This window comes from Mycolicibacterium cosmeticum (assembly GCF_000613185.1).
In the GTDB taxonomy this organism is placed as follows: Bacteria; Actinomycetota; Actinomycetes; order Mycobacteriales; family Mycobacteriaceae; genus Mycobacterium; species Mycobacterium cosmeticum.
Window position 1 is genome coordinate 733,606 of record NZ_CCBB010000002.1, and the last position, 25,183, is coordinate 758,788.

The 25,183-nt window shown below is 68.6% G+C and carries 25 protein-coding genes and 1 pseudogene; 11 read left to right on the forward strand and 15 right to left on the reverse strand.

Annotated features, from left to right (window positions below; all coding sequences use genetic code 11):
* Window positions 1-360: 360 nt before the first annotated feature.
* A complete protein-coding gene (locus BN977_RS31515; RefSeq protein WP_131590172.1) occupies window positions 361-1,176 on the forward strand; it encodes a phytanoyl-CoA dioxygenase family protein in 816 nt (271 codons plus the stop codon).
* On the opposite strand, the gene BN977_RS18865 is transcribed toward BN977_RS31515, so the two are convergent.
* Window positions 1,165-1,542, reverse strand: a complete 378-nt coding sequence (locus BN977_RS18865; protein ID WP_024455072.1) for an NYN domain-containing protein — start codon at window positions 1,540-1,542, stop codon at window positions 1,165-1,167. The genes BN977_RS31515 and BN977_RS18865 overlap by 12 nt on opposite strands.
* A gap of 25 nt (window positions 1,543-1,567) precedes the next feature.
* Here BN977_RS18865 and BN977_RS18870 point away from each other — a divergent pair, with 25 nt between their 5' ends.
* Genes BN977_RS18870 through BN977_RS18890 form a run of 5 tightly spaced genes read left to right on the forward strand, consistent with a single transcriptional unit; the run spans window position 1,568 to window position 5,771 of the window.
* Window positions 1,568-2,008: a helix-turn-helix transcriptional regulator gene (locus BN977_RS18870; RefSeq protein ID WP_024455071.1), complete on the forward strand. Its 441-nt coding sequence runs from the start codon at window positions 1,568-1,570 to the stop codon at window positions 2,006-2,008.
* A 5-nt stretch (window positions 2,009-2,013) separates the two neighbouring features.
* The gene (locus BN977_RS18875) at window positions 2,014-2,433 is read left to right on the forward strand and encodes a VOC family protein (protein ID WP_024455070.1); all 420 of its coding nucleotides are present in this window, start codon (window positions 2,014-2,016) and stop codon (window positions 2,431-2,433) included.
* Between the two features lie 16 nt (window positions 2,434-2,449).
* Entirely contained in the window at window positions 2,450-2,833 is a 384-nt protein-coding gene (locus BN977_RS18880; RefSeq protein ID WP_051561656.1) for a DUF1801 domain-containing protein, read from the forward strand.
* The gene (locus BN977_RS18885) at window positions 2,830-5,175 is read left to right on the forward strand and encodes an ATP-binding cassette domain-containing protein (RefSeq protein ID WP_036400212.1); all 2,346 of its coding nucleotides are present in this window, start codon (window positions 2,830-2,832) and stop codon (window positions 5,173-5,175) included. The genes BN977_RS18880 and BN977_RS18885 overlap by 4 nt, the downstream gene beginning before the upstream one ends.
* 38 nt (window positions 5,176-5,213) lie before the next feature.
* Window positions 5,214-5,771: a DUF4334 domain-containing protein gene (locus BN977_RS18890; protein WP_036400214.1), complete on the forward strand. Its 558-nt coding sequence runs from the start codon at window positions 5,214-5,216 to the stop codon at window positions 5,769-5,771.
* Between the two features lie 82 nt (window positions 5,772-5,853).
* Here BN977_RS18890 and ripD read toward each other — a convergent pair whose 3' ends face one another.
* The gene (gene ripD, locus BN977_RS18895; RefSeq protein WP_024455907.1) at window positions 5,854-6,483 is read right to left on the reverse strand and encodes an NlpC/P60 family peptidoglycan-binding protein RipD; all 630 of its coding nucleotides are present in this window, start codon (window positions 6,481-6,483) and stop codon (window positions 5,854-5,856) included.
* 219 nt (window positions 6,484-6,702) lie between these two features.
* Window positions 6,703-7,197, reverse strand: coding sequence for a thiol peroxidase (gene tpx, locus BN977_RS18900; RefSeq protein ID WP_024455906.1), 495 nt, complete (start codon window positions 7,195-7,197; stop codon window positions 6,703-6,705).
* Between the two features lie 78 nt (window positions 7,198-7,275).
* Between tpx and BN977_RS18905 the strand changes: the two genes are divergently transcribed.
* On the forward strand, window positions 7,276-8,169 hold the full coding sequence (locus tag BN977_RS18905; RefSeq protein WP_036400217.1) for an aminoglycoside phosphotransferase family protein: 894 nt from the start codon (window positions 7,276-7,278) through the stop codon (window positions 8,167-8,169).
* A 6-nt stretch (window positions 8,170-8,175) separates the two neighbouring features.
* On the opposite strand, the gene BN977_RS18910 is transcribed toward BN977_RS18905, so the two are convergent.
* The 3 genes from BN977_RS18910 to BN977_RS18920 are packed head-to-tail and all read right to left on the reverse strand — an operon-like array spanning window position 8,176 to window position 11,548.
* The gene (locus BN977_RS18910; protein ID WP_036400220.1) at window positions 8,176-9,432 is read right to left on the reverse strand and encodes a cytochrome P450; all 1,257 of its coding nucleotides are present in this window, start codon (window positions 9,430-9,432) and stop codon (window positions 8,176-8,178) included.
* Between the two features lie 5 nt (window positions 9,433-9,437).
* The gene (locus BN977_RS18915) at window positions 9,438-10,400 is read right to left on the reverse strand and encodes an enolase C-terminal domain-like protein (RefSeq protein WP_036400222.1); all 963 of its coding nucleotides are present in this window, start codon (window positions 10,398-10,400) and stop codon (window positions 9,438-9,440) included.
* A gap of 5 nt (window positions 10,401-10,405) precedes the next feature.
* On the reverse strand, window positions 10,406-11,548 hold the full coding sequence (locus BN977_RS18920) for an alkaline phosphatase family protein (protein ID WP_109790234.1): 1,143 nt from the start codon (window positions 11,546-11,548) through the stop codon (window positions 10,406-10,408).
* A 77-nt stretch (window positions 11,549-11,625) separates the two neighbouring features.
* Between BN977_RS18920 and BN977_RS18925 the strand changes: the two genes are divergently transcribed.
* Window positions 11,626-12,357 (forward strand): cutinase family protein, encoded by a 732-nt coding sequence (locus BN977_RS18925; RefSeq protein ID WP_084172609.1) that lies wholly within the window; start codon window positions 11,626-11,628, stop codon window positions 12,355-12,357.
* Window positions 12,358-12,361: 4 nt separating this feature from the next.
* Here BN977_RS18925 and BN977_RS18930 read toward each other — a convergent pair whose 3' ends face one another.
* From BN977_RS18930 to BN977_RS18955, 6 genes and pseudogenes are all read right to left on the reverse strand, one after another.
* Window positions 12,362-12,694, reverse strand: a complete 333-nt coding sequence (locus tag BN977_RS18930; RefSeq protein WP_036400584.1) for a 4Fe-4S dicluster domain-containing protein — start codon at window positions 12,692-12,694, stop codon at window positions 12,362-12,364.
* Window positions 12,691-14,275: pseudogene (locus BN977_RS18935) on the reverse strand (FAD-dependent oxidoreductase). The gene BN977_RS18930 and the pseudogene BN977_RS18935 overlap by 4 nt, the downstream one beginning before the upstream one ends.
* Complete coding sequence (locus BN977_RS18940; RefSeq protein ID WP_036400225.1) at window positions 14,275-15,624, reverse strand: LLM class flavin-dependent oxidoreductase; 1,350 nt, start codon at window positions 15,622-15,624, stop codon at window positions 14,275-14,277. The pseudogene BN977_RS18935 and the gene BN977_RS18940 overlap by 1 nt, the downstream one beginning before the upstream one ends.
* Window positions 15,621-16,661, reverse strand: a complete 1,041-nt coding sequence (locus BN977_RS18945; protein WP_036400228.1) for an ABC transporter substrate-binding protein — start codon at window positions 16,659-16,661, stop codon at window positions 15,621-15,623. The genes BN977_RS18940 and BN977_RS18945 overlap by 4 nt, the downstream gene beginning before the upstream one ends.
* Window positions 16,662-16,684: 23 nt before the next feature.
* Window positions 16,685-17,416 carry an ABC transporter ATP-binding protein gene (locus tag BN977_RS18950; protein ID WP_051561658.1) on the reverse strand — a complete coding sequence of 244 codons (732 nt, stop codon included), beginning with the start codon at window positions 17,414-17,416 and terminating at the stop codon, window positions 16,685-16,687.
* Entirely contained in the window at window positions 17,413-18,309 is an 897-nt protein-coding gene (locus BN977_RS18955) for an ABC transporter permease (protein WP_036400231.1), read from the reverse strand. The genes BN977_RS18950 and BN977_RS18955 overlap by 4 nt, the downstream gene beginning before the upstream one ends.
* A gap of 83 nt (window positions 18,310-18,392) precedes the next feature.
* Between BN977_RS18955 and BN977_RS18960 the strand changes: the two genes are divergently transcribed.
* On the forward strand, window positions 18,393-19,073 hold the full coding sequence (locus BN977_RS18960; RefSeq protein WP_036400233.1) for an MOSC domain-containing protein: 681 nt from the start codon (window positions 18,393-18,395) through the stop codon (window positions 19,071-19,073).
* On the opposite strand, the gene BN977_RS18965 is transcribed toward BN977_RS18960, so the two are convergent.
* From BN977_RS18965 to BN977_RS32485, 3 genes are all read right to left on the reverse strand, one after another.
* On the reverse strand, window positions 19,052-19,735 hold the full coding sequence (locus tag BN977_RS18965) for an Rv0518 family GDSL lipase (protein ID WP_036400236.1): 684 nt from the start codon (window positions 19,733-19,735) through the stop codon (window positions 19,052-19,054). The genes BN977_RS18960 and BN977_RS18965 overlap by 22 nt on opposite strands.
* 131 nt (window positions 19,736-19,866) lie before the next feature.
* Complete coding sequence (locus tag BN977_RS18970; RefSeq protein WP_036400239.1) at window positions 19,867-21,048, reverse strand: acyltransferase family protein; 1,182 nt, start codon at window positions 21,046-21,048, stop codon at window positions 19,867-19,869.
* A gap of 104 nt (window positions 21,049-21,152) precedes the next feature.
* Window positions 21,153-21,740, reverse strand: a complete 588-nt coding sequence (locus BN977_RS32485; RefSeq protein ID WP_051561662.1) for an Rv1352/Rv1906c domain-containing protein — start codon at window positions 21,738-21,740, stop codon at window positions 21,153-21,155.
* A gap of 319 nt (window positions 21,741-22,059) precedes the next feature.
* On the opposite strand from BN977_RS32485, the gene BN977_RS18980 reads away from it, so the two are divergent.
* Window positions 22,060-22,488, forward strand: coding sequence for an MmpS family transport accessory protein (locus BN977_RS18980; RefSeq protein ID WP_036400242.1), 429 nt, complete (start codon window positions 22,060-22,062; stop codon window positions 22,486-22,488).
* Window positions 22,485-25,183, forward strand: a 2,699-nt coding sequence (locus tag BN977_RS18985) for an MMPL/RND family transporter (RefSeq protein ID WP_036400244.1), incomplete at its 3' end; no start/stop codon positions are given. The genes BN977_RS18980 and BN977_RS18985, both read left to right, overlap by 4 nt.

Consider the following 25,183-nt stretch of genomic DNA (forward strand, 5'->3'; position numbering starts at 1 on the left):
TGCTCCGGGACGGGCGGCGAATGACATCCGATTTGCGAGACAACCGCCGCCGGCAAGCGCACCCCGCACCGCGGATGCGGCGCGCCACACCGCTGTGCGCGGACCGCAGAAATGGTCGTATGATGCCTGGTACCAAGCGCTTTCAGTGCGTCACCGGCAGCGGGTCCGGCGTCGTCTGACCGGCATGAGAGAGGTTGGCAGTTGAGTCGGTCACGACGCCTTGACGATGATTCGCGCGCCGAATTCGCCGCCGGGTTACGCCTTCGAATTTCCGATTTCGGCATGCGCCTGTCGAATTCCGCGGCTTTCAGAAACCGGTCAACACGCAATTACGAAACGCGCCGGGCACGCCACAGTTCGGTGCTGCCGACGCTGAAAGACGGCGACGAAGCCGTCGCGCAAGAGCTGCGGTTGCGTGATATCGCCACACGTCCGGTGCACCTCGATGCCCGTGCCGCGGCCGCCGCGGGGCAGGCGGTCGACTGGCTGCGCCGGCACCACCCCACCGACACCGTCGGGTACCTGCCGCTGCACCTGCTGGAGGACGACCCGGCCCTGTTCCTGTGGGGACTGGCCGAGGACAATCTCGACATCGCCGAGAGCCATATCGGGCTACCGGTGCGCTATCTCGGGCTGGAGGTACGTGCCGAACGGGCCGTCCCCACCGGCTCCCGGCATCCGGTCCGGCACTGGCACTTCGATGTCGAGGACCGGCGGATGTTGAAGATCATCGTCTACCTGACCGATGTCGACGCCGACACCGGACCGTTCGAGTTTCTCAGCCAGCCGGCCAGCGACCTGGCCCGCCAGACCCTGCGGGTGCGTCCCGGCCTCACGTTCCTGCCCGACGCGGCGGTGTCCGCGACGGTCCCGGCGTCGGATTGGCACAGCGTGACCGGACCCGCCGGCACCGCGGTCTACGCGGACACCGCCCGCTTGCTGCACCGGATCAAGGCACCCACCGGCGGCGACCGGTACTCGGCGACGTTCGTGTACACCAGCGACCGGCCGCGGCACACGCTGTCCCGGTTCATGCCGCCCCGGCATATCGTGCGGTCGGTGCTACCCCACCTGACGGCACGGCAGGTTCGTGCACTGAACCCGGCGGCAACGGTCGGCACAGCGCCGGATCGAAAGACGTTGCGGGAGGCCCTGATCGACCGATCATCGAGCTGACGCCTCCAGCAGGGCGCGAAAGCCGGACGCCGGGTACACCTGGGCGCCGGCGGCGCGGGCCCGCCCGGCCAGGGTGGCATCGGAGGTCACGACGGTGATCGCACCGGAGCCGGGGTCGTCCCGGAGCAACCGGACGATCTCGTCGTCGGCGGAGTCGGCGCCCGCGGCCGGGGCATACGCGATGCGGATCGACGCGGACCCGATGGGCGGTGTGGGCGGCCGTTCGAAGACCACCGTCACCTGATCGCCGTCGGCGGCCCAGGCCTCCAGCCGCGTCACCAGTGCGACCATGGCACCGTGCCGGTCCCGCCACCAGCCGTCGGGCCGCGATCCGATCACGTTCATCGCATCGACGATCCAGCGCATCCCCCGACGTTAGTAGAGTCCGGATATGGACTCCATGGAGCAGCGGCTGCGCGACCTCAAGCTGCTGCGCCGGGTGCGCGACCGGATGGACCGCGAGTACGCCCAGCCGCTGGACGTCGAGGCCCTGGCGCGCGGGGTGAACATGTCCGCCGGGCACCTGTCGCGGCAGTTCAAGCTCGCCTTCGGCGAGTCGCCCTACTCCTACCTGATGACCCGGCGCATCGAGCGGGCGATGGCGCTGCTGCGCCGCGGCGACCGTACGGTCACCGAAGTGTGCTTCGCGGTGGGCTGTTCGTCGCTGGGCACCTTCAGTACCCGGTTCACCGAGCTGGTGGGTGTGCCACCCAGCGTGTACCGGGAGCAGACCGCGGGCGCCACCCAGGGGCTGCCGTCCTGTCTGGAGAAGAACGTGACCAAACCGATCAGGAATCGAGAAGCCCCGGCGGTGGGCCTGCACCTAGCGTGAACTCCATGCCGAACACCGACATCACCATCCACAACACCTTTCTGCCGCACGACGACCCGGAGGAGTCGCTGGCGTTCTACCGCGACATCCTCGGATTCGAGGTCCGCCTGGATGTGGGCGCGGGCAAGATGCGCTGGATCACCGTCGGCCCGCCGAACCAGCCGGGCACCTCGATCGTGTTGCACCCACCGGCCGCCGATCCCGGCATCACCGACGAGGAACGGCGCACGATCGCCGAGATGATGGCCAAGGGCACCTACGCCATCATCGTGCTGGCCACCAAGGATCTCGACGCCACCTTCGAACGGTTGCAGGCCACCGACACCGACATCGTCCAAGAGCCGACCGCCCAGCCCTACGGCGTCCGCGACTGCGCCGTGCGTGACCCGGCGGGAACCATGATCCGCATCCAGGAAGTGCACTGAGAAAGGAGTGTCAGCAATGGCGACGACACCTGATGGCGACTCGGCGACCGCCCTGATCGACGAACGGATCCGCGAACTGTCCGACTGGCGCGGTGACACGCTGGCCCGGGTGCGGGAGTTGATCCGCCGGGCCGACCCCGATGTCGTCGAGGAATGGAAATGGCGGGGCGTGCCGGTGTGGTCGCACGACGGCATGATCTGCACCGGGGAGACCTACAAGGACTACGTCAAACTGACCTTCGCCAAAGGTGCCGAGCTGCCCGACCCCAGCGGGCTTTTCAATTCCAGCCTGACCGGAAACACCCGGCGGGCCATCGATATTCGTGAAACCGACGAGATCGACGAGGGCGCGCTCACCGCGCTGGTGCTGGCGGCGATCGAGCTGAACACGGCACGATGAAAGCGGTTGCCGACAGCCATGACCGGATCCGGGTCACCGGTGCGCGGGAGAACAATCTCAAAGATGTGAGCATCGCATTGCCCAAGCGCCGCTTGACGGTGTTCACCGGGGTCTCCGGTTCGGGTAAGAGTTCGCTGGTGTTCGACACCATTGCCGCCGAATCGCAGCGCCTGATCAACGAGACCTACAGCGCCTTCGTGCAGGGGTTCATGCCGACGCTGGCCCGCCCCGACGTCGACGTGCTCGACGGCCTGACCACCGCCATCATCGTCGACCAGCAGCGGCTCGGCACCGACCCCCGCTCCACCGTCGGCACCGCCACCGATACCGGGGCGATGCTGCGCATCCTGTTCAGCAGGCTGGGCAAACCGCATATCGGTTCACCGCAGGCATTTTCGTTCAACGTGGCCTCGATCAGCGGCGCCGGGGCGGTGAAGATGGAACGCGGCGGCAAGACCGTCAAAGAGCGTCGCGAGTTCAGCATCACCGGTGGCATGTGCCCGCGGTGCGAGGGCCGCGGCACGATCAACGATATCGATCTGACCGCCCTGTACGACGACTCCAAGTCGCTCAACGAAGGGGCGTTGAGCATCCCCGGGTACAGCATGGAGGGCTGGTACGGCCGCATCTTCCGGGGCTGCGGGTTCTTCGACCCGGACAAGCCGATCCGCAAGTTCACCAAGAAGGAACTGGACGCGCTGCTGCACAAGGAGCCCACCAAGATTCAGGTCGACGGGATCAATCTCACCTACGCCGGCCTGATCCCGACCATCCAGAAGTCCTTCCTGTCCAAGGACGTCGACGCGATGCAACCGCACATCCGCGCGTTCGTCGAACGGGCGGTGACCTTCACCGTGTGCCCGGAGTGCGGCGGCACCAGGCTGTCGGAGCTGGCTCGCTCGTCGAAGATCAAGGGCCGCAACATCGCCGACGTGTGCGCCATGCAGATCAGTGACCTGGCCGAGTGGATCGCCGGTATCGAGGAGCCCACCGTCGCACCGCTGCTCACCGCGCTGCGCCACACCCTGGACTCCTTCGTCGAGATCGGGCTGGGGTATCTCTCACTGGACCGGCCGTCGGGGACGCTGTCGGGCGGGGAAGCCCAGCGGGTCAAGATGATCCGCCAGCTCGGATCGTCACTGACCGATGTCACCTACGTGTTCGACGAGCCCACCGTCGGTCTGCATCCGCACGATATCGCCAGGATGAACGACCTGCTGCTGCGGTTGCGGGACAAGGGCAACACCGTGTTGGTGGTCGAACACAAGCCCGAGGCGATCGCGGTGGCCGATCACGTCGTGGACCTCGGCCCGGGCGCGGGCGCCGCGGGCGGCGAGGTGGTGTTCGAAGGGACCGTGGCACAACTGCGCAAGAGCCCCACCCTGACCGGGCGGCATCTCGACTACCGCGCCACGTTGAAGGACACCACACGCGAACCCACCGGTGCGCTGGAGGTGCGCGGTGCCGACACCCACAACCTGGCCGGAGTGGACGTCGACATCCCGCTCGGTGTACTCGTGACGGTGACCGGGGTGGCCGGGTCCGGGAAGAGTTCGTTGATCCACGGGTCGGTGGCCGGGCGGGACGGCGTGGTGGCCGTCGACCAGTCCCCCATCCGGGGCTCGCGGCGCAGCAACCCGGCGACGTACACCGGACTGCTCGAGCCCGTCCGCAAGGCGTTCGCCAAGGCCAACGGTGTGAAACCGGCACTGTTCAGTGCCAATTCGGAAGGCGCCTGCCCCACGTGCAAGGGCGCCGGCGTCATCTATACCGACCTGGCCATCATGGCCGGGGTGGCCACCACCTGCGAGGAGTGTGAGGGGCGACGGTTCGACGCCTCGGTTCTCGAGTACACCTTGGACGGCCGCAACATCAGTGAGGTTCTGGCGATGCCGGTGTCCGAGGCGGTGAACTTCTTCGCGGCGTCCCTGCCGGCGGCGCACAAGATCCTGGAACGCCTGGCCGATGTGGGTCTCGGGTATCTCACCCTGGGCCAACCGCTGACCACGCTGTCCGGCGGGGAGCGGCAGCGGTTGAAGCTGGCCACCCATCTGGGCGAGAAGGCTGACATTTACGTCCTGGACGAGCCGACCTCGGGCCTGCATCTGGCCGATGTCGCGCAGCTGCTGGCGCTGCTCGACCGCATCGTCGACGCCGGCAAGTCGGTCATCGTGATCGAGCACCATCAAGCGGTGATGGCGCATGCGGACTGGATCATCGACCTGGGCCCCGGCGCGGGACACGACGGCGGCCGGGTGGTGTTCGAGGGAACGCCGCGTACCCTCGTCGAGCAGCGCGGCACGCTGACCGGCGAGCATCTGGCGGCCTACGTCGGCGCCTGACATTGCCCAACTTGACGCCTGTCAAGTAATCTCGGGGGATGCTCGCCCAGGACGTTCTGCCGACCGTGCCCACCACCACCGCCGAGGCACTCGACGTGTTCGACGCCGCCCCTGCGGTGGATCCCGACTTCATGCTCGGCAGCTGGCGCGGCGCCGAACTGCCGACCGGCCATCCGCTGGATGGGTTGCTTGCCGCCAGTGGCTGGTGGGGCAAGCAGTTCCTGGGTGCCGAGAAGGTTCATCCGCTGCTGTTTCCCACCGCCGACCGCACCGGACTGTGGGCGATGAACCCGCTGCTCGCCTTCGCCGGACTCGGCCCGACCAGCAAGCTGCCGATTCTGAAAACCGTGTCGCTGCAGCGGCCGATCGCCACGCTGCGACCGATCCTGCGCACCTCCGCTCCCAAGGCCCGGCTGCGCACCACCCGGTACCGGGACGTCGACACCGCCACGATGATCTACGACCAACTGCCCATCAACGACGTCTTCCGCAGACTGTCCGACGACGAGGTGATCGGCGCGATGGATCTGCGCGGCGTGTCCCGGCCCTACTTCTTCGTGTTGCGCCGGGACGCGTCGCTGCCGGTACTGAGCTGATCACCCCAACGCAATCAGCGACTTGTGCACGTCCTGTCACCCCAGAGGTGACAGGACGTGCACAAGTCGCCGTCGAGACGGGTCAGGCGATGAGGCGAACCAGGTACGGCGCCATCGTGTCCGTGCGCACCGGCGACACCGTGACCGCCGGACTGGTGGCCTCCAGCATCTGGCCGTTGCCCAGGAACAGGGCCACGCTCTGGGTGCCGTCGGGCCCGAAGAAGATCAGGTCACCGGGCAGCGCCTGCGACGGCAGCACCTTCTGGCCCACCTTGTACTGCTCGCCGGAGGACCGGGGCAGTTTGAGCCCGACACCGGCGAAGGCGTAGACGATCAGACCGGACGCGTCGAACCCGACCACGTTGGCGTTGGGGTCGACGGTCGGCGCGGCCGCGGCCGCCGGTGCTGCCAGCCCGGGGAAGTTCAGACCCGGGACCAATCCCGGGGCCCCGGCGGCGACCTGGGGTGTGCCGAAACCGGTGGCGGGGTCGGCGGCCAGCGGTGTGACCTCTTGCGGCACACCGCGAGTCGGCCCATTGGCGTTGCCGCCGCCGTAGGTGTAGGGAACCCCGCGCTGGGACAACGCCCGCGCGATGACGAAGTCGATCGCCTGCTGGTTGCGTGCGGGCCGGCCGAACGGGTCCGCCGCGGCGATACCGGGGGTGGCCAGCAACACTGCCAAGCCGATCAACAAGGCACAGATGCGTTTCATCCGAACCTCAACTCTCTGCAACTGACGCGGGATTCACGGCGTGACCCCGAAATTGACGGCCACTGCAAACATTTCTACCGCCCGCTAGGCCAGCAACCCAAATTCCATGCGGCACAACGCTGATGAGATGCAATACCGTAACCGAACGGTGACCGCCGATACGAAAAAGCGCCGATTCGCTGTGCGAACCGGCGCTTTTACGGCGTGTGTGGCGGGGGTTTACTTCACCGCCGCGAGCGCGGCGTCGTAGTTCGGCTCCTGCGCGATCTCGGGTACCAGTTCGGTGTAGGCGACGTTGCCGTCGGCACCGATCACCACGACGGCCCGGCCCAGCAAGCCCGCGAACGGACCGTCGACGAGGGTGATGCCGTAGTCCTCACCGAAGCTGTCCCGGAACGCCGACGCGGCGATGACGTTCTCCAGGCCCTCGGCACCGCAGAACCGGCTCTGCGCGAAGGGCAGGTCCTTGGACACGTTGACCACGGTGGCACCGCCGGCGGCGGCCCGCTCGTTGAAAGTCCGGACGCTGGTGGCGCACACCGGGGTGTCGACCGACGGGAAGATGTTCAGCACAACGGACTTACCGCTGAACTGGTCGCTGGTGACGGGCCCCAGATCGGTGCCGGTGAGGGAGAAAGCCGGCGCCGGCGCTCCCACAGCAGGAAGCTCGCCGACGGTGTGGATGGGGTTTCCCTTGATGGTTATCTGTGCCATGCCGACCAGTCTGTCAAAGAAGCCCGCCGGCGTGCAGGCCAGGGGCGCGTATCCGGGACCCGCTGGCAGGATGGGACGGTGATCGCCCTTCCCGACGCGGTGACGGCCATGGCCGGACGGGGACCGCAGTGGCAGGCCTGGGTGGATCGCCTGCCCGCCGTGGTCACCGCAGCGCTGGACGGCTGGAACCTGACCCCCGACGGCACACCCGATCACGGGTTCTGCTCGATCGTGCTGCCGGTGCGCACCGCAGACGGCGATTCCGCCGTGCTGAAGGTGTCCTTCCCCGACGCCGAATCCGAGCACGAGCATCTGGCCCTGCGCCGTTGGGGCGGTTCCGGTGCGGTCCGGCTGTTGCGCGCCGATCCCCATTCCCGGTCCATGCTGCTGGAGCGGCTACAGGACCGGAACCTCGAGGAGCTGTGGGATATCGAGGCGTGCGAGGTGGTCGCCGAGCTGTACGGGCGCATCCACGTCGCCGCCCTGCCGCAGCTGCGACCGCTGGCCGGCTTCGTCCGGGAGTGGACGGCCGGGCTGCGGGCGCTGCCCCGCAACGCGGCGGTGCCGCGACGGCTGGTGGAACAGGCGATCAGCCTGGGCGACGATTTCGCCACCGACCCCGCATCCGGCGGGACACTGATCCACGGCGACCTGCATTACGCCAACGTGCTGGCCGCCGACCGGGAACCGTGGCTGGTGATCGACCCGAAACCGATGAACGGTGACCCGCACTACGAGCTCGCGCCGATGCTGTGGAACCGGTGGGACGAGCTGACCGGGTACGTCCGCGACGGTGTGCGGCGCCGGTTCTATGCCCTGGTCGACGCGGCCGGGCTGGACGCCGACCGGGCCCGGGCCTGGGTGACGGTGCGGGTGATGCACAACGCGATGTGGGAGCTGACCGAGCGGGCCGAACCGGACCCGCACTGGCTGACCACCTGCGTGGCGATCGCCAAGGCCGTCCAGGACTGAGGCTGCCTAGATCTGCACCGGCAGCGACGAGATGCCGCGCAGTGTCACGTTGGGCTTGTAGACCGGCTCCCCCGCCAGCCGGGCGTCCGGGAAGCGGGCCGTCACCGCGGACAACGCGATCGAGGCCTCCATCCGGACCAGCGCGGCCCCCAGGCAGAAATGCGTGCCGTGCCCGAAGCCCAGATGCCGGATCGTGGCGCGGTCCGGATCGAAATCGTCCGGGCGGGCGTTGACGGCGGGGTCGCGGTGGGCGGCGGCCAGCAGCACGATCATGGTGTCGCCCTTGGGGACGGTGACGTCCGGCAGGACGATGTCCTCGGCGGCGATCCGGCCCAACAGCTGGGCCGGCGGGTCCCAGCGCAGCGTCTCCTCCACCACCCGGGCGGCGCGCCCCGGGTCGGCGCCGAGCGCCGTCCACTGCGCCCGGTTGCGCAACATCACCAAGATGGCCGTCGCGATCAGACTCACCGTCGACTCGTGGCCGGCGATCAGCAACAGGTTGCAGGTCGAGATGATCTCGTCCTCGGTGAGCTGGTCACCGGATTCCTCGACGGCGACCAGCGCCGAGATCAGGTCATCGCCCGGGGCGCGGCGCCGGCGCCCGATGAGCTCGCGGAAATAGGAGCGCAGCCACTTCCCGGCCTCGATGCGCTCGTGGAAACCCTCCGGCACGCCGGTGGCGGCGAGGAACGGGTCGACGGTCTGTCCGAGCAGGGTGCTGGCCCGGCCGAACTGGGGCTCGTCCTCGACCGGCACCCCGAGCAGCCGGCAGATCACCGCGACCGCGAGGGGATAGGCCAGGCCCGTCACCGCGTCGAATTCGCCGTTCTGCTGCGCGGTGTCCAGCAGATCGTCCACCACCGCGGTGATCTCGGCCTGCATCGCGCTGATCACCCGTGGCGCGAACGCCTTGACGACCAGCTTGCGCAGCCGGGTGTGGTCCGGCGGATCCAGGAACAAGAACGCCGGCGTCCGCCGCTGGTCGACCAGACCGGCCAGCCCGAAGGGCCTCGGCTGCTTGCCGTCGGCGAGCTGGCGCTGCGCGATGGTCGACTTGTTCCGGTCGCTGGCCGACGCCGGATGCCGCAGCACGGCATCGCAGTGGGCATACGAGGACAGCACCATGAGATTGGCTTCCGGCAGGTGCAGCGGACCGTGCTCACGCAGTTGCCGGTACACCGGATACGGGTCCGCCCGGTTTGCCGGGGCCAGCGCCTGCGCCAGCAGCACCTGCGGGGCGGCCCCCGACCGCGTTCGCGTCATGGCCCCTATTGTGCAGTTGCCGCGCGCAACTGTTGACGCAGGCGTTCAATTCGGGCGGCATCGGTCAGCGCGAACCGCCCCAGCAGGTCGGGATCCGGACCCGGCGGCATGGGCGCCACCGGCAGGCTGCCGTCCACCGGCACCAGGGAGCGGGCGTCGCCCACCACATCGCCGCCCAGCAGCAGCCGGGTGCTCAGGGCGGCGGCGTAGTCGAGCTCCGGCAGGGCACCGGCCAGGGCCAGACCGGTCGCCACGCCGATCCCGGTCCAGGCGTCGGAAACCACCACACACGGCAGGTCCATCAGTTCGGCGACCCGCAGCGCCCGGCGCGCCCCGCCCAGGCGGCCGCAGCGCAGCACGGCGACATCGGCGGCATCCCGCAGGCCGTGCGGATCGTGGGCGGCGGTGGCGTCGGTGGCGATCCGGACCGCCACCCTGGCCCGCACCCACGCCACCTGTTGCAGGTCGCGGCACGGCTGGGCCACGAACTCGAAGCCGCCGGCGGCCTGATCCAGCGCCGCGATCGCGTTCACCGCCTCGGCCGGCTCCCAGCGCCCGCGGGCGTCGCAGCGGATGCGCCCCGACGTTCCCAGCTCGGCGCGCACCGCGGCCACCCGTGCCACGTCGCCGGCGAGCCCGCGGGCCGGGTCGGCCACCTCGACATCGGCGGTCGCGCAGCCGGCCGCCCGCACGATGTCGCGCGCCCGGGCCGCGCCGACGGCCGGCACGCTGACCGCCACCGGCACCCGGCCCCGGACGGCATCGGGCCAGCCGATGGTGCCCGGCTCGGTGGCCGCGGTCAGCCAGCGACCGAGTTCCCCGGCGTCGGCATCGTGGCGTGGGCTGAACTCCCCCCAGCCCTGCGGCCCCTCGACGAGCAGGCCCTCGACCATCGTCGCGCCCGGCCCCGGATCGAGGATCGGGACGGCGAAGGGCCGCGCGTTGTCTAGGTCGATGAGCGTCTGCACAGGCGCTATCGAATCACGTACAGCGGGACCAGCATCTCCGCCGCGGTCAGCGACCCGTGGTGGCCGACGAGATTCGACTGCAGCGGTTCGACACCGGACCGGATGACCGCACCGTTGCCGTGGGCCACCGCCACGACATCGCCGATGCGCGGCGCGACGTGCGCACCGACCGCCGGACCGAACCAACCGGCAGTGATCACTTCCTCGCGGGTGAGCACCGTGAAATCGGTGCCGAGCCGCTCGCGCCAGGCGGCGGCCACGTCGGGTCCGGCGCCGGGCTCGGCGTAGACGTGCCGCGCTCGCGGTTCGCCACCGAGGCCGCGAACACCGTTGCGCAGCAAAGGTTCCCGATCGAAGTCCACCGGTGATTCGACGTGCACCATTCCGTGGTCGGCGGTTACCAGCAGGGCGGCATCGGCGGGCAGCCGCTCGGCGATGGCGCGGATCGTCAGGTCGATGTGGGCCAATTCCAGCGCCCAGGCCTCCGACGCCGGCCCGCGCACGTGCCCGGTCATGTCCAGGTCACCGTGGTAGGCGTAGACCAGGGCACGGTCACCGGCGCGCAACGCGGTGAGGACACCGTCGACCAGGTCCCCCGCCGAGAAGTTCGGCCGAAACTCCCCGCCCCGCAACGCCGCCCGCGTCAGCCCGGAACCGGCCTGATACATCGGCGCCACCTGTGTGACGGCGACACCGGCGGCCGCCGCCCGCTCGAACGCCGTCGGTAACGGTTGGAACTGTTCTGGCACAATCTCTTTGAGCAGGTCGACGCGAGGCCCCTGGCCCATCAGCCGCCATTTGAGCGGGTTCATCATCCGTTCGTGGCCCGGCACGGCGAGCAGATAGCCGACCAGCCCGTGTTCCCCGGCAGGTACACCGGTGCCCAGCGACGCCAGGCTGGCCGCGGTGGTGCTGGGGAACCCCGCGGTCAGTGTCCGGCCCGCGACACCGTCCAGAAACGGTGCGGCCTCGCGCCGGGCCGCCACCAGTTCGGCGCCCATCCCGTCGACCAGCAGCACCGCCACCCGGCGGACGTCACCCAACCCGAGGCCGATCCGGTCGTGCTCGCCCGGCACGCCGAGCGCACCGAGCACCGACGGCAGCAGATCGGCCAGGGCACCGTCTCCGTAGCGGGGGGTGATGAACATGAGGTCAGGGTAGGCGGCGAGTCGGGCCCGGCCGCCCCACTACCATGACCGCTGGGCGAGAATTTGGGAGCAACCGGATGAACACGAGCGACGGTGGAGCGGCCCGCGGCCGGTGGGATCGGTCCGCGAATGGGGCGCTGCTGGGCGCGCTGGCCTCCGCATTGGGCACCGCGCTGGGCTTGGCACTGGCCGTCTTCCCGGGCGCCCCGAGCGCGGCAGCCGATCCCTGTCCCGACGTGGACGTGACCTTCGCCCGCGGGACGACCGAGCCACCCGGGCTGGGTTCCGTCGGGCAGGCTTTCGTGAACGAGGTCCGGGCCCGCGCCGGGTCCCGCACGGTGACCGACTACGCGGTGAACTACCCGGCCAGCAACGACTTTCCGACCGCCTCCGACGGGGTGATCGACGCGATGAACCACGTCAACGCGATGGCGGCGAACTGCCCGAACACCAAGTTGGTGCTCGGCGGCAGCTCCCAGGGCGCGGCCGTGATCGGCTATGTCACCGGCCCGGCCATCCCACCCGGCTACATCGTGCCCGAGGGGATCAACGGGCCGATGTCGGCGCAGACGGCCCGGCATATCGCCGCGGTGGCGCTGTTCGGCACGCCGTCGGACGGTGTGGTCAGCACGCTCGGCGCACCGCCGGTGGTGATCGGCCCACTGGTCGCGGACAAGACGATCAACATCTGCCTGCCCGGCGACCTGATCTGCGCGGGCGGCGGCGGGATCAGCCTGGTGCACGGTAATTACGCCCGCACGGAGGCACCCGCCGAGGCGGCCGACTTCGTCGCACAGCGGGTGTTCTGAGCGTTCAATCCGGAAACGCCGGGCCGACGGCGGTCCGCGCCCCGAGCGGCCGTCCGCCACCCCAGCCCAGTTCTCGCCGGTAGGCGCCGAGCAGATCGTGTTCGGCGAGGAACCCCTGGTCCCGCAACCGGGAGCCGGCCGGCTCCGGTGTCGCGTGCGGCGCCACGAACAGGGCGTCGGTCGGGCAGTAGGCCTCGCATTGGAAGCAGGTTTGGCAGTCACCCTGGCGGGCGATCACCGGGATGCCGTCAGCGCCGCGGTCGAACACCCGGGTCGGGCAGACGTCGACGCACCGGTCGCAGGCGATACACCGCCGGCTGACGACCACCTCGATCATGCGGCCCGGCCCAGGGCGCCCGGCTCCGGCCTGCTCCACAGCGCGTCGAGCCCGCCGGTCAGCAGGCGGTGTCGCTGGGCCGGATCCAGCCCGGGCCGGTCGCGCCGTTTGTGCATGCCGCGGCTCTCGGTGCGGGCCAGCGCGGCGTGGAACATCCAGCGGCCGTGGGCCAGCATCGCCGCCGCCTCGCGCGCCCGGAAGACATCCTCACCGGTGCCGCCGAGGCCCTGCCGGACGGCGGCCCACGCACGCTCCAGGGAATCCAGGGCGGTGCGCAGCCGGTCACCGTGGCGCAGATAGTTCACGTCGTAGGGCAGCACCTGCCGCTGCACCTCGGCCACCACGGCGCGGTGATCCAGCGCGACGCGACCGTGCGGGCGCAGGCCCGCGGTGCCCGCGCCGTGCAGCGGGCCCGTGCCGGACCGGGCGGCGGCGAACGCCGCCGCGCCTTGACCGGCCCAACTGCCCGACGACGCCGCCCACGCGGCGTTGTGGCTGCCGCCGCCGCTGAATCCACCGCAGATGAGTTCCCGGGTCGCGGTGTCGCCGGCGACGTACAGGCCGGGAACGTCGGTGGCACAGTCGTTTCCGGCCACCCGCACACCGCCGGTGCCGCGCACCGTGCCCTCGGCCAACAGCGTGATCTCGAAATGGTCGGTGAACGGGTCGATGCCGAGCCGGTCGAAGACCAGGAAGAAGTTGGGTTGGCCCTTGCGCATGGCGAGCTGCTCGGCTTCGGTGGCCCGGTCGATGCGGGCGTAGACCGGTTCGGACAGCAGTGTTTTCGCGATCACCGAACGGCCACCGTAGCTGGCGGCGCCCTCGAGCACCGTCTTGTCCGCACGATAGAAAGCTGGCCCACGAGTAATACGCCGTCTTGGTCAGCGAGGTGCCCTTGACCGCGATGGCATAGGCGCTGGAGAACTCCATGCCCGACAGGGCGGCGCCCGCCTCCACCGCCATCAGGGCGCCGTCACCGGTGTCGACATCGCAGCCCAGCGTCTTCGACTGGAAGGCGCAGCCTCCCGTCGCCAGTACCACGGCGCCGGCCGCTATCCGGACGGTGCCGCCGGTGCGCCGGTCCAGCGCGACGGCGCCGGACACCACACCGTCCTCGTCGAGCAGCAGTTCCAACGCCGGGGTGTGGTCGAGGATCCGCACCCCCAGCCGGGACACCCGGGTGCCCTGGCGACGCATGTACTCCGGGCCCTGTAGGTCACCCCGAAGGGTTCGGCCCGCGGCATCCACCGGGAACGGGTAGCGCTGCACGCGGCCGAGTTCGTGCATCCTGTCGAACGTTTCGTCCAGCACCCGCGCCATCCAGTCCCGGTCGGCGAGGTGACCGCCCAGCGCTTCACGACTGGCCATCGCCGCCTCGCGCAGTTCCGGGACGTCGTCCACGTACCAGATACCGGTGCCCACCGACGCGGTCGCGCCACTGGCGCCGGTGTACCCCTTGTCCACGAGCACCACCGTGGCGCCGGCCTGGGCCGCCTTGATGGCGGCCCAGGTTCCCGCCGGTCCCCCACCGATCACCAGAACGTCGGCCGAAAGATGTTCGGCGGTATCGGTTCCGGACATCACCGGCCTCCCGGGGTCGGGGCGAACTGATTGGCCGGAACCGGAAGTCCGTAGTGCTCGCGCAGCGTGGTGCCGCGGTACTCCTCGCGGAAGACGCCCTTGCGCCGCAGAATCGGCAACACGTGCTCGGCGAAGGCCTGCAGGCCCGAGGGCAGCGCGGGTGCCATGATGTTGAACCCGTCGGCCGCGCCCCCTTCGAACCAGGCCAGGATGGTATCGGCGGCCTGTTCGGGGGTGCCGACGAAGGTGAAATGCCCGCGCCCGCCGCCCAGCCGGGACAGGATCTGGCGCACCGTCAGGTTCTCGCGCTGCGCCAGCTCGACGATGAGATCCGTGCGGCTCTGTGAGCCTTGGATTTTCGGACGGGTCAGCAGGAAGTCCGGTAGCGGCTCGTCCAGTTCGAACACCGACGGATCGGTCTCGAAGTTCCAGGCCAGCTGCGCCAGCCCGTACTCCGGCACCCGCAGTTCGTCGAATTGTGCGGCCAGCGCGCGGGCTTCGGCCTCCGTCCCGCCCAGAAACGGCACGATACCGGGCAGCACCAGGATGCCGTCGGGGTCACGGCCGGCGGCCCGGGCCCGCGCTTTGATATCGGCGTAGAAGTCCGCGGCCCGCTCATAGGTCTGATGTGCGGTGAAGATGGCCTCGGCGTGCCGGGCCGCGAAACCGCGGCCGTCCTCCGAGGATCCGGCCTGCACCAGCAGCGGGTATCCCTGGGGCGGTCGTTCGACGTTGAGCGGACCGGCGATGCGGAAGTACGTTCCCCGATGCTCGATCTTGTGCAACCGGCGCGGGTCGGCGTACCGGCCGCGCGCCTTGTCGCCGAGGACGGCGCCGCTTTCCCAGCTGTCCCACAACGCCTTGGCGGCGTGCAGGAATTCGTCGGCCCTGGCGTATCGCTCGGCGTGGCTGGGCCGGTCGGCGAGACCGAAGTTGGCTGCCTCGTCGGCGCCGGCCGAGGTGACGATGTTCCAGCCGGCCCGGCCGCCGCTGACGTGGTCGACCGAGGCCAGCCGGCGGGCGAGGTTGTAGGGCTCGTTGTAGGTCGACGACACCGTCGCGATCAGACCGATGCGGCTGGTGTGCTGCGCCAGGGCGGTGAGCAGGGTGAGCGGCTCCAGCTGCCCGGGCGGCCGGAACTCGCCGGTTCCGGTCAGCGCCGGGCCGTCGGCCAGGAACAACGCGTCGAACTTGGCGTCCTCGGCCAGCCGGGCCAGCGCGATCCAGTGCGCCAGGTCGAAGTCGGCGCGCGGGTTGCTCTCGGGCAGCCGCCAGGCGGCCTCGTGGTGGCCGGCCTCCATGACGAAGGCGTTGAGGTGCAGCTCGCGGTTCTCCCGGGTGGCGGTCATGACACCTTGGCGCTGTCGAAGTCGGCCGGCAGCAGGTTGTCGGTGAGTTGGGTGACGTCGACCTTCTTGGTGATCTCCCCCGCTTCGAAGAACGCGTCGCTGAGCGCCTGCTCGGCCTGGATATCCTCGGGCTGCACGGCCGTGATCTTGAACGAGTAGGCGTCCACGGTGGTGCGGGCGTCCTCCAGCGATACCCCGGTCTCCTTGGCGATGGCCTTGGCGTATTCGTCGGGATGCTGTTGCGCCCAGGTGAAGATCCTGGCGACGCGGGTCAGCACGTCGGCCAGCGCCGCCCGCCGCCCCGGGTCGTTAAGGGATTTCTCGGTGGCGACGTAATAGTTGTTCACCTGGTCGATCGGTGGCAGCCCCTTGGCGATGATCCGGGCGCCGTTCCTGACCGCGATGGCCGATGGCGGGTTCCAGATCGACCAGGCATCCACCTTGCCGGTGTTGAAGGCGGTCGCACCGGCGGCCGGGCTGAGGTAGACCAGCTCGACGTCCTTGGGTGTCAGCCCGACGCTCTTGAGCGCGAGCAGGGCCAGGCCGTGGGCCGAACTGCCCTGCGGGATGGCGATCTTCTTGCCTTTCAGATCGGCCAGCGTCCGGATCGGTGAGTCCTTGGGCACGATGATGTTCTCGGCGGCCTTGGTGCGGTCGACACCGTGTTGGGTGGCGACGATCTTGAAGCCGAACTGCTTGGCCGCCCCGGTGATCGGGGGCACGGTGCCCACATACCCCAGGTCGATGTCACCGGTGGCGGTGGCCTGCACGAGTGGCGGCCCGTAGTCGAACCGCGCGAACTTGACCTTGTACGGGGCGCCGTCGAAAGCGCCCGTCACCCTTGCCAATTCCTCGCTGCCATCACCGCCGTTGTCACCGAGGGTGAAGGTGTACTGGCTCCATTCCGGGTGCTCGGCTCCGCCCGAGCCGCTCAGCGGGGCGTCACCGCTTCCGGTCGGTGCGCCGCACGCCGTGGCCGTCGCCGCCACGGTGAGCAGCAGGGCGGCCGCGGTGAGCCGAAATATTCTGGTGGGCATGGGATCTCCTCCGTGATGGGGTTTCAGTGCCGGCTGGCCAGGCCGAGGTCGGTCAGCAGTGCCGCCCGCAGTTCTTCGCGGGCGGTGCCGGCTTCGCGCTCCGCGGCGGGCAGCTGCACCCGGTGCTCGGTACCGATGCGGCCGCCGCTCATCACCACGATGCGGTCGGCCAGCGCGATGGCCTCGTCGACGTCGTGGGTGACCAACAGCATCGAGGCCGCATGCACGCGACGCAGGTCGCGCACGAGATCGTGCATCCTGACCCGCGTGATGGCGTCCAACGCGGCGAACGGTTCGTCGAGCAACACCAGTTCCGGTTCCGAGACCAGCGCTCTGGCCAGCGCGACGCGCTGCGCTTCACCGCCGGAAAGCTCCTTGGGCCACGCCTTTTCGCGTCCTTGCAGGCCGACTTCCCGCAGTGCGCGGCGGGCCCGGTCGTCCGCGTCGGCGCCGTGCAGACCGAGCGTGACGTTACGCAGGACGCGCTGCCACGGCAGCAGGCGATCGGCCTGGAAGACCACCGCGCGCTTGGCGGGCACTTCGATGCGGCCACCGTCGGGTTTGTCCAGGCCGGCCAGCAATCTCAGCAGCGTGCTCTTACCGCATCCGGACGGGCCGAGGAGCACGACCAGTTCCTGGTGGTCGATCCGCAGGTCGAGCCGATCAAGCACCACCCGGTCACCGAAGCGGCGGACAACCCGTTCGACGAGCACCCCGGTCAGCTGGCGCGGCACGCTCGCCACGGAGCCGGTCACACCGCCTCGAAACTGGGGCGCCACCGCAACAGCACGCGCTCACACGTGCGCACCAACTGGTCGGCCGTCAGCCCGAGCAGGGAGTAGATCAACAGACCCACGAACACCTTGTTGGTCTGCAGGTAGGTTTGCGCCTGGGTGATCAGGAAGCCCAGGCCGGCGTCGGCGTTGACGGTCTCCGCCGCGACGAGCCCGAGGATGCTGTAGGCAAGCGAGAAGCGCAGTCCGACAAGGAAACCCGGCAGCGACCCGGGCAGCAACACCCTGCTGACCACCCGCCACACTCCGGCGCCGGTGGTCCTGGCCATCTCGATCAGCCGCTGGTCGACACCCCGGATGGCCGCGAACAGGTTGAGATACATCGGCACGCCGGCACCGAACGCGATCAGCAGAACCTTCGTCAACTCGTCGATGCCGAACCACACCACGAACAACGGCAGCACCGCCAGCAGCGGGATGGTGTTCAGTATCTGCGCCACGCCGTTGAACACGTACTCACCGCTGCGCAACAACCCGCCCAGCACCCCGGCGGTGATGCCGACCGCCAGCCCGATGGCCAGTCCCAGACCGGCCCGCTGCAGCGAGATCACCAGGTCCGGGCCGAGCACCCCGTCGCGCCACAGTTCGGCGGCGGTGCGCAGGATGTCGGTCGGTGCCGGCGCGTAGGCCGGCGCCAGAACACCTGCGCCGGCCAGGATTTCCCACACGATGACGATCAGCACCGGGGTGGTGTAGATGCCGAGCGGCCAGTGCAGCACCCTGCGCAACGCACCCACGGCGCCACCGCGGGTGGCCGCGGCGGGTTCGAACACCTCCCGGCGCCGCGCATCGGTGACCACCACGGGGCGCCGGTCGGCGGCGGCCGGCGGCGTGGCCGCACTGACAATGCTCATGCCTTGTCACGATGACGGGTCGGGTTCCGTTGGGGGAGGCATCAAATCGGCCCGATTCTTTCCCACCCTCTAGTCTGGTGCTCATGTCGCACGTGCTGACGGTGAACATCGCCCAACCGCGGACCAGCCCCGATGACGGCCGCTTGCAGACCGGGATTGACAAGCGACCCGTCGACGGGGCGGTCGAAGTGCGCTCCCCCGGACCCATGCAGGGCGGGCTGGGCAGCGGCTTGGTGGGTGACCTGATCGGCAATCAGGCCTTCCACGGCGGCGACGACCAGGCGGTGTACGCCTACGCGCGAGAGGATCTCGACGCCTGGGAGACGGAACTCGGCCGGGACATCGCCAACGGGGTGTTCGGCGAGAACTTCACCACCACCGGTGTCGATGTCACCAGCGCCGTGGTGGGTGAGCGGTGGCGGGTGGGATCCGGAGGTTTGGAGTTGGAGGTCTCCCGCCCGCGGATTCCCTGCCGCACCTTCGCGCTGTGGCTGGAGATCAACGGGTGGGTCAAGACGTTCACCACGTCCGCGGTTCCGGGGGCCTACCTGCGGGTGGTCACGCCGGGGACGGTGCGCGCCGGCGACCCGATCGAGGTGATCCACCGGCCCGACCATGGAATCACCGTCGGCCTGGTGTTCCGCGCCCTGACCCTGGAGGGCGCCATGCTGCCGTCGGTGCTGGCCGCCGACGCGTTACCCGAGGACATCAAGGACAAGGCCCGGCGCCGGGCGGCGCGGGTTCAGGGCGCCGCGGGGAGCTGATCGCCGACCAGCGACGCGATCCGATCCGCCAGGTAGGTGTGCCCGGCATCGGTGGGATGCACGCCGTCGGAGCCGATCAGGTCCGGACGCCCGACGAACCAGCGTTCGGCGATCGGGTCGATGAACACCGCGCCGAACGCCCGGGCAACGTTGCCGAGGGCGTCGCGGATCTGCAGCACCTTGTCGGGTACGTCGGCAGTCGGCCACGGCGGCCCGATCACCAGCAGCTTGGCTGCCGGCGCCGCGCGTCGGGCGGAATCGAAAGCGCTCCAAGCCATTCCGCTCAGCGCCAGCGGATCGGCCGGCTCGTCGTTGCGGGAACCGAAGAACACCACCAGGACATCGTCGGGCCGCACAGCACGGGCTGTGAGGTCCACGAACAGGCTGCCGTGGTCACCGCGGACCGCGTATCCGGCCCGGCCTTCGGACGCCACGTCCGCGGCCACCGGCTTGCCCTGCCGCGCCAGGTCCCGCCAGGCTTGGGTCGGCCACCCCTTGTTGCCCATCCCACCGATGTTGGTGCCGGTGGTGTAGGAATCGCCGATCACGGCGATGTGGCTGAGCGGCGCGTCCCGGCTGACGGTCACCACCTGGACCGGACGGATGGTGACCAGTCCGGCCACCACCGCCAGTGACGTCACAAGCACGGCAAAGCGGCGCAACGGTCTCCCCTCTCAAGGTCCCCGGATGGTTCGAGCATCGACAAGATCAACTCCGCCGACAGCCTACTGGCTACCCGTCAGTTGGTTTGCCGCGCAGTGCTATTCGTCACGTCCGGAAACACAGCGAACGCTCAGGCGGACAGTTTGCGGTCATCCCTGCCGAGCGGCTGGACCGTGGGCGTGGCGTCCTTGACGTCCACCATCCTGCGCATCCACCGGCGGGCCGGTTCCTCGACGAAGTGATACAGCGCGGCGGCCGCGGCAAACGCGATCGCGAACAGGCCCGCCAGAATCCATTTGCCGGCCGGCCCGGCAAGGGTGAGCTCGAATTGCAGCACCGCCCAGTTCCACGCGGTGTGCACGATCTCGTGCACCATGTAGAGGCTGAACGAGATCTGCCCGCCGTAGGTCAGAGCCCGAAGCGACAGCAGGCTGGGCAGGGTGCCGCTGCCGATGGCCAGCGTCACCACCAGCGGCACGAAGAGCAGGTCCAGCACGCCGCCGCTGTCGATCACGTCCGGGATCGGGTGCGCGTCGAACCAGTACAGGGCACCGATGAGGGCCGCGACCAGGAGCACCGCCGCCACCCCGGCGAGGGTGCGGGTGCGGTCGGACGGATTGAGCCTGCGTACCGCGGCACAGGCGATGGCGCCCGCGGTGAACTGCATGATGATGCGCGGCAGCCAGCTCCAGGGGGTGTAGAAGTGCCCGCTGGCCAGCAGGAACATCACCGGCGGCAGCGTCACCGCGAACGCCAGCCACAGCAGGGTGCGGGCCCGCGTCGCCCTGGCCAGCCGGAAGATGACCAGCACCAACCCGCCGAACAGCAGGTACGCCAGCCATTCGGCGCTGATCGACCATGCCGGCCCGTCCCAGCTGGAGCCGTCGAAGAAGGGCTGGAACCACAACTGCACCAGGAACAGCTGCCGGATGTAGCTCACCGCGGTGAGGGTGTGCACGTTCTCCGACGGCACGTGCCCGACGTAGAGGGTGAAGATGATCCACAGGGCGGCCAGGTGCAGCGTGACCAGATAGACCGGCCAGACCCGGGCCAGCCGCATCCAGAGGAAGTGCAGGGTGGCCCGGGTGGACCAGTTCTTGCCCATCTTGTCGATGTAGGTCCAGGTCAGCACGAAGCCGCTGAGGATGAAGAACAGGTCGACGCCCTGGGCGCCGCAGTTCAAGATCGGTGCCAGCGCCTCGCTGAGATCCGGGGCGGCTTCGTGCAGCAGCGGGCGGAAGTGGAAGAGCACCACCCAGACGGCGGCGAAGATGCGAAGGCCGGTCAGGGCCTTGATCTCTCCGCTACGCACAACACTCTTTCCGTGGCCGATTCCGTGCAAAGGGTATCAGCGCAACGGGTCGACGGCCGCGAAGTGAACGCTGCGCGATTCCTGGCAACGACGCGGTGAACGGGTCAGGGAGTCGGGGCGGGCGCGGGTCCTGGTGCGGGTGCGGGTTCCGGTGAGCTGGGCGCCGCCGGGTCGTCGGGATGAGTGGCGTTGTACTGCGCGGCGTTGCGATTGAGGCCGTCGAGATAGGCCTTGAGCTTGAGGCCCTGCAGCACCGGCGGCAGTCCCGGCCCTGGCGGTGCCTGGTCGGTCAGCTGCCAGGTCTGGCAGCCGGTGGTCTTGAACGTGCCGTCGGTGGCGTCGATCTGGACCACCTGCGCCTCGTGTGTGAAGGCCCGGTCGATCGTGTCGCCGGTCTGACCGGCCGGCGCGGCGGCGATCCGGCGCCACGAACACGTGCCGTCGCCGACCGGTCCGGCCGAGGCGTACACGCCGGGGACGATGTCGGTACCCACTACGAAGGAGCCGTCGTGGTCGATGACGTTCTTCGGCGCGGCCGGCGGCGCGGGCGCGGGAGCCGGCGCCGGACTCGGCGCCGGAGTCAGCACTGCCGGGTCGGCCACGGCCGTCGCGGCGCCGCTGCAACCGAGGAGCGTGAACGCGGCCAGCGCCGTGCCGGCCAGGGCGGGGACCACCAGCGGTTTGGACCTCATATACCTCAGGGTAGGCCCGTGCCGGGCCGGTCCGGCAACCTGAGGATGGGCTGAACGGCTTCCGTCGCCGCGCAACGGCCCGGGCATCGGGGTGCCGCGATCCCGCGCGGGGCGGCGGTCTCAACGGCATTTGCACAGGTAGAGCGGGTCAGGCGGGGCCGGTGAATGCGTTGGCGAAAGAGTGGTCGACGTTGCAAAATATGTACGGCACGTCACTCTGTTATATGGCCTAAGCTCTCAGTTACATAAGCTAACCTGTGGCGATCATAAGACGCCTGGTGAACGCGGCGAAACAACCCAACGGGGGAATTCGAACTCGATGAACGTGCTCAAACGCATCTGGATACCACTGGTCATCGTGATCGTGGTCGGCGTCGCCACGTTCACCGTGATGCGGGTCCGCACGTTCTTCGGCACCGGTCCCGGTTACGTCTCGACCGAGAACAGCGCCTCCGACGAGAGCGAACCGTTCGACCCCAAGGTCGTCAAATACGAGATCTGGGGCTCGGGCGCCACCGCCAACATCAACTACATGGACCTCGACGCCAAGCCGCAGCGGGCCGACAACGCCCCGCTGCCGTGGACGTTGACGCTGAGCACCACCGCACCGTCGGTGTTCCCCACCATCTCCGCGCAAGGCGACGGTGACAGCTTGTCCTGCCGCATCACCGTCGACGACGAGGTCAAGGACGAACGGACCGTGGACGGCGTCGGTGCGCACACGTACTGCCTGGTGAAGTCGGCATGACCACGCCCCCGGGTGCCGCCGCCACCGATCCGCCGACCGACGCCATCCCGGCGGTGAAGCAACCGAACCGCACCTTCATCCCGCGCACCATCCGAACGCTGGCCCTGCCGATCATCCTGGGCTGGCTCGCCATCATGGTGTTGTTCAACGCGATCGTGCCTCAGCTCGAAGAGGTCGGGAAAATGCGGTCGGTGTCCATGAGTCCGGACACCGCGCCGTCGATGATCTCGATGAAGCGCATCGGCGCCAACTTCGCCGAATTCAAATCGGACAGCTCGGCGATGGTGGTGCTGGAGGCCGATCATCAGCTCGGGGATGCCGAGCACAAGTTCTACGACGAGATGATCAAGAAGCTGGAAGCCGACACCAAACATGTCGAGCACATCCAGGACATGTGGGGCGACCCGCTGACGGCGGCCGGCGCGCAGAGCGCCGACGGCAAGGCCACCTACGTGCAGGTCTACCTCGCCGGTAACCAGGGTGAGTCGCTGGCCAACGAGTCGGTCGAGGCCACCCAGAAGATCATCGACGGTATGACCCCGCCGCCGGGGCTGAAGGTGTTCGTCACCGGTCCGTCGGCGCTGATGGCCGACCAGCACATCGCGGGCGACCGCAGCATGCAGATGATCACCATGCTGACCTTCGCCGTGATCATCGTGATGCTGTTGCTGATCTACCGATCGGTGGTCACGGTCTTCCTGGTGCTGGCCATGGTCGCCGTCGAACTCGGTATCACCCGCGGATTCATCGCCTTCCTGGGCTACCACGACATCATCGGGCTTTCAACGTTCGCGACGAACCTTCTGGTGACCCTGGCGATCGCGGCGTCCACCGACTACGCGATCTTCCTGATCGGGCGCTACCAGGAGGCCCGCAGTGTCGGCGAGGACCGCGAGACCGCGTACTACACGATGTATCACGGCACCGCGCATGTGATCCTGGGCTCGGGTATGACCATCGCCGGTGCGACGTTCTGCCTGCACTTCACCAAACTCCCCTATTTCGTCTCCCTCGGAATCCCGCTGGCCATCGGCATGATGGTCGCGGTCTTCGCGGCCCTGACGCTGGGGCCCGCGGTTGTCACCGTGGCGTCGCGCTTCGGCAAAACGCTGGAACCCAAGCGCGCGATGCGCACCCGCGGCTGGCGCAAGATCGGTGCGCTCATCGTGCGCTGGCCCGGCCCGGTGCTGGTGGCCACCATCGCGCTGTCGATGGTGGGCCTGCTCACCCTGCCCGGATACCGCGCCGGGTACAACGACCGCAATTACCTGCCCGCCGACATCCCGGCCAACGTCGGCTACGCGGCGGCGGATCGGCATTTCAACCAGGCGCGGATGAATCCGGAACTGTTGATGATCGAAAGCGATCACGATCTGCGCAATTCGGCGGACTTCCTGGTGATCGACAAGATCGCCAAGGCGGTGTTCCGCACCCCGGGTATCGGTCGGGTGCAGGCGATCACGCGGCCGCAGGGCACCCCGATCGAGCACACCTCGATCCCGTTCCAGATCAGCATGCAGGGCACTTCTCAGAAGATGAACGAGAAGTACCAGCAGGACATGATGGCCAACATGCTCAAGCAGGCCGACGACATGCAGGTCACCATCGACAACATGACCAAGATGCAGAGCATCACGGTCCAGATGGCGGCCACCACGCATTCGATGGTCACCAAGATGAAGAACATGACCGTCGATGTGGCCGAATTGCGGGACCATATCGCCGATTTCGACGATTTCTTCCGGCCGATCCGCAACTACCTGTACTGGGAGCCGCACTGCTACGACATTCCGTCGTGCTGGGCGATCCGGTCGATATTCGACACCCTGGACGGGATCGACACCATGACCGACGACATCCAGCAGTTGATGCCGGACATGGAGCGCCTGGACACGTTGATGCCGCAGATGGTGGCGTTGATGCCGTCGATGATCGCGACGATGAAGAACATGAAGACCTACATGCTGACGATGTATCAGACCCAGAAGGGCATACAGGATCAGATGTCGGCGATGCAGGACAACTCGTCGGCGATGGGCGAGGCCTTCGACGCGGCCAAGAACGACGATTCGTTCTATTTGCCGCCGGAAACCTTCGACAATCCCGAATTCAAGCGGGGCATGAAGAGTTTCGTGTCGCCCGACGGGAAATCGGTGCGGTTCATCATCAGTCACGACGGTGACCCGATGAGCCCCGAGGGCATCTCGCACATCGAGGCGATCAAGCAGGCCGCCAAGGAGGCGATCAAGGGCACCCCGCTGGAGGGTTCCAGGATCTACCTGGCAGGCACCGCCGCCACCTTCAAGGACATGGCCGACGCGTCCAAGTACGACCTGATGATCGCGGGCATCGCCTCGCTGTGCCTGATCTTCATCATCATGCTGATCATCACCCGCGCGGTGGTGGCCGCCGCCGTGATCGTCGGCACCGTATTGCTTTCGCTCGGAACATCATTCGGTTTGTCGGTGCTGATCTGGCAACACATCATCGGCCAGCCGCTGCACTGGCTGGTGCTGGCGATGTCGGTGATCATCCTGTTGGCCGTCGGATCCGACTACAACCTGTTGTTGGTGTCCCGGTTCAAGGAGGAGATCCATGCCGGGCTGAACACCGGCATCATCCGGTCCATGGGCGGTACCGGATCGGTGGTCACCTCCGCGGGCCTGGTGTTCGCGTTCACCATGATCTCGATGGC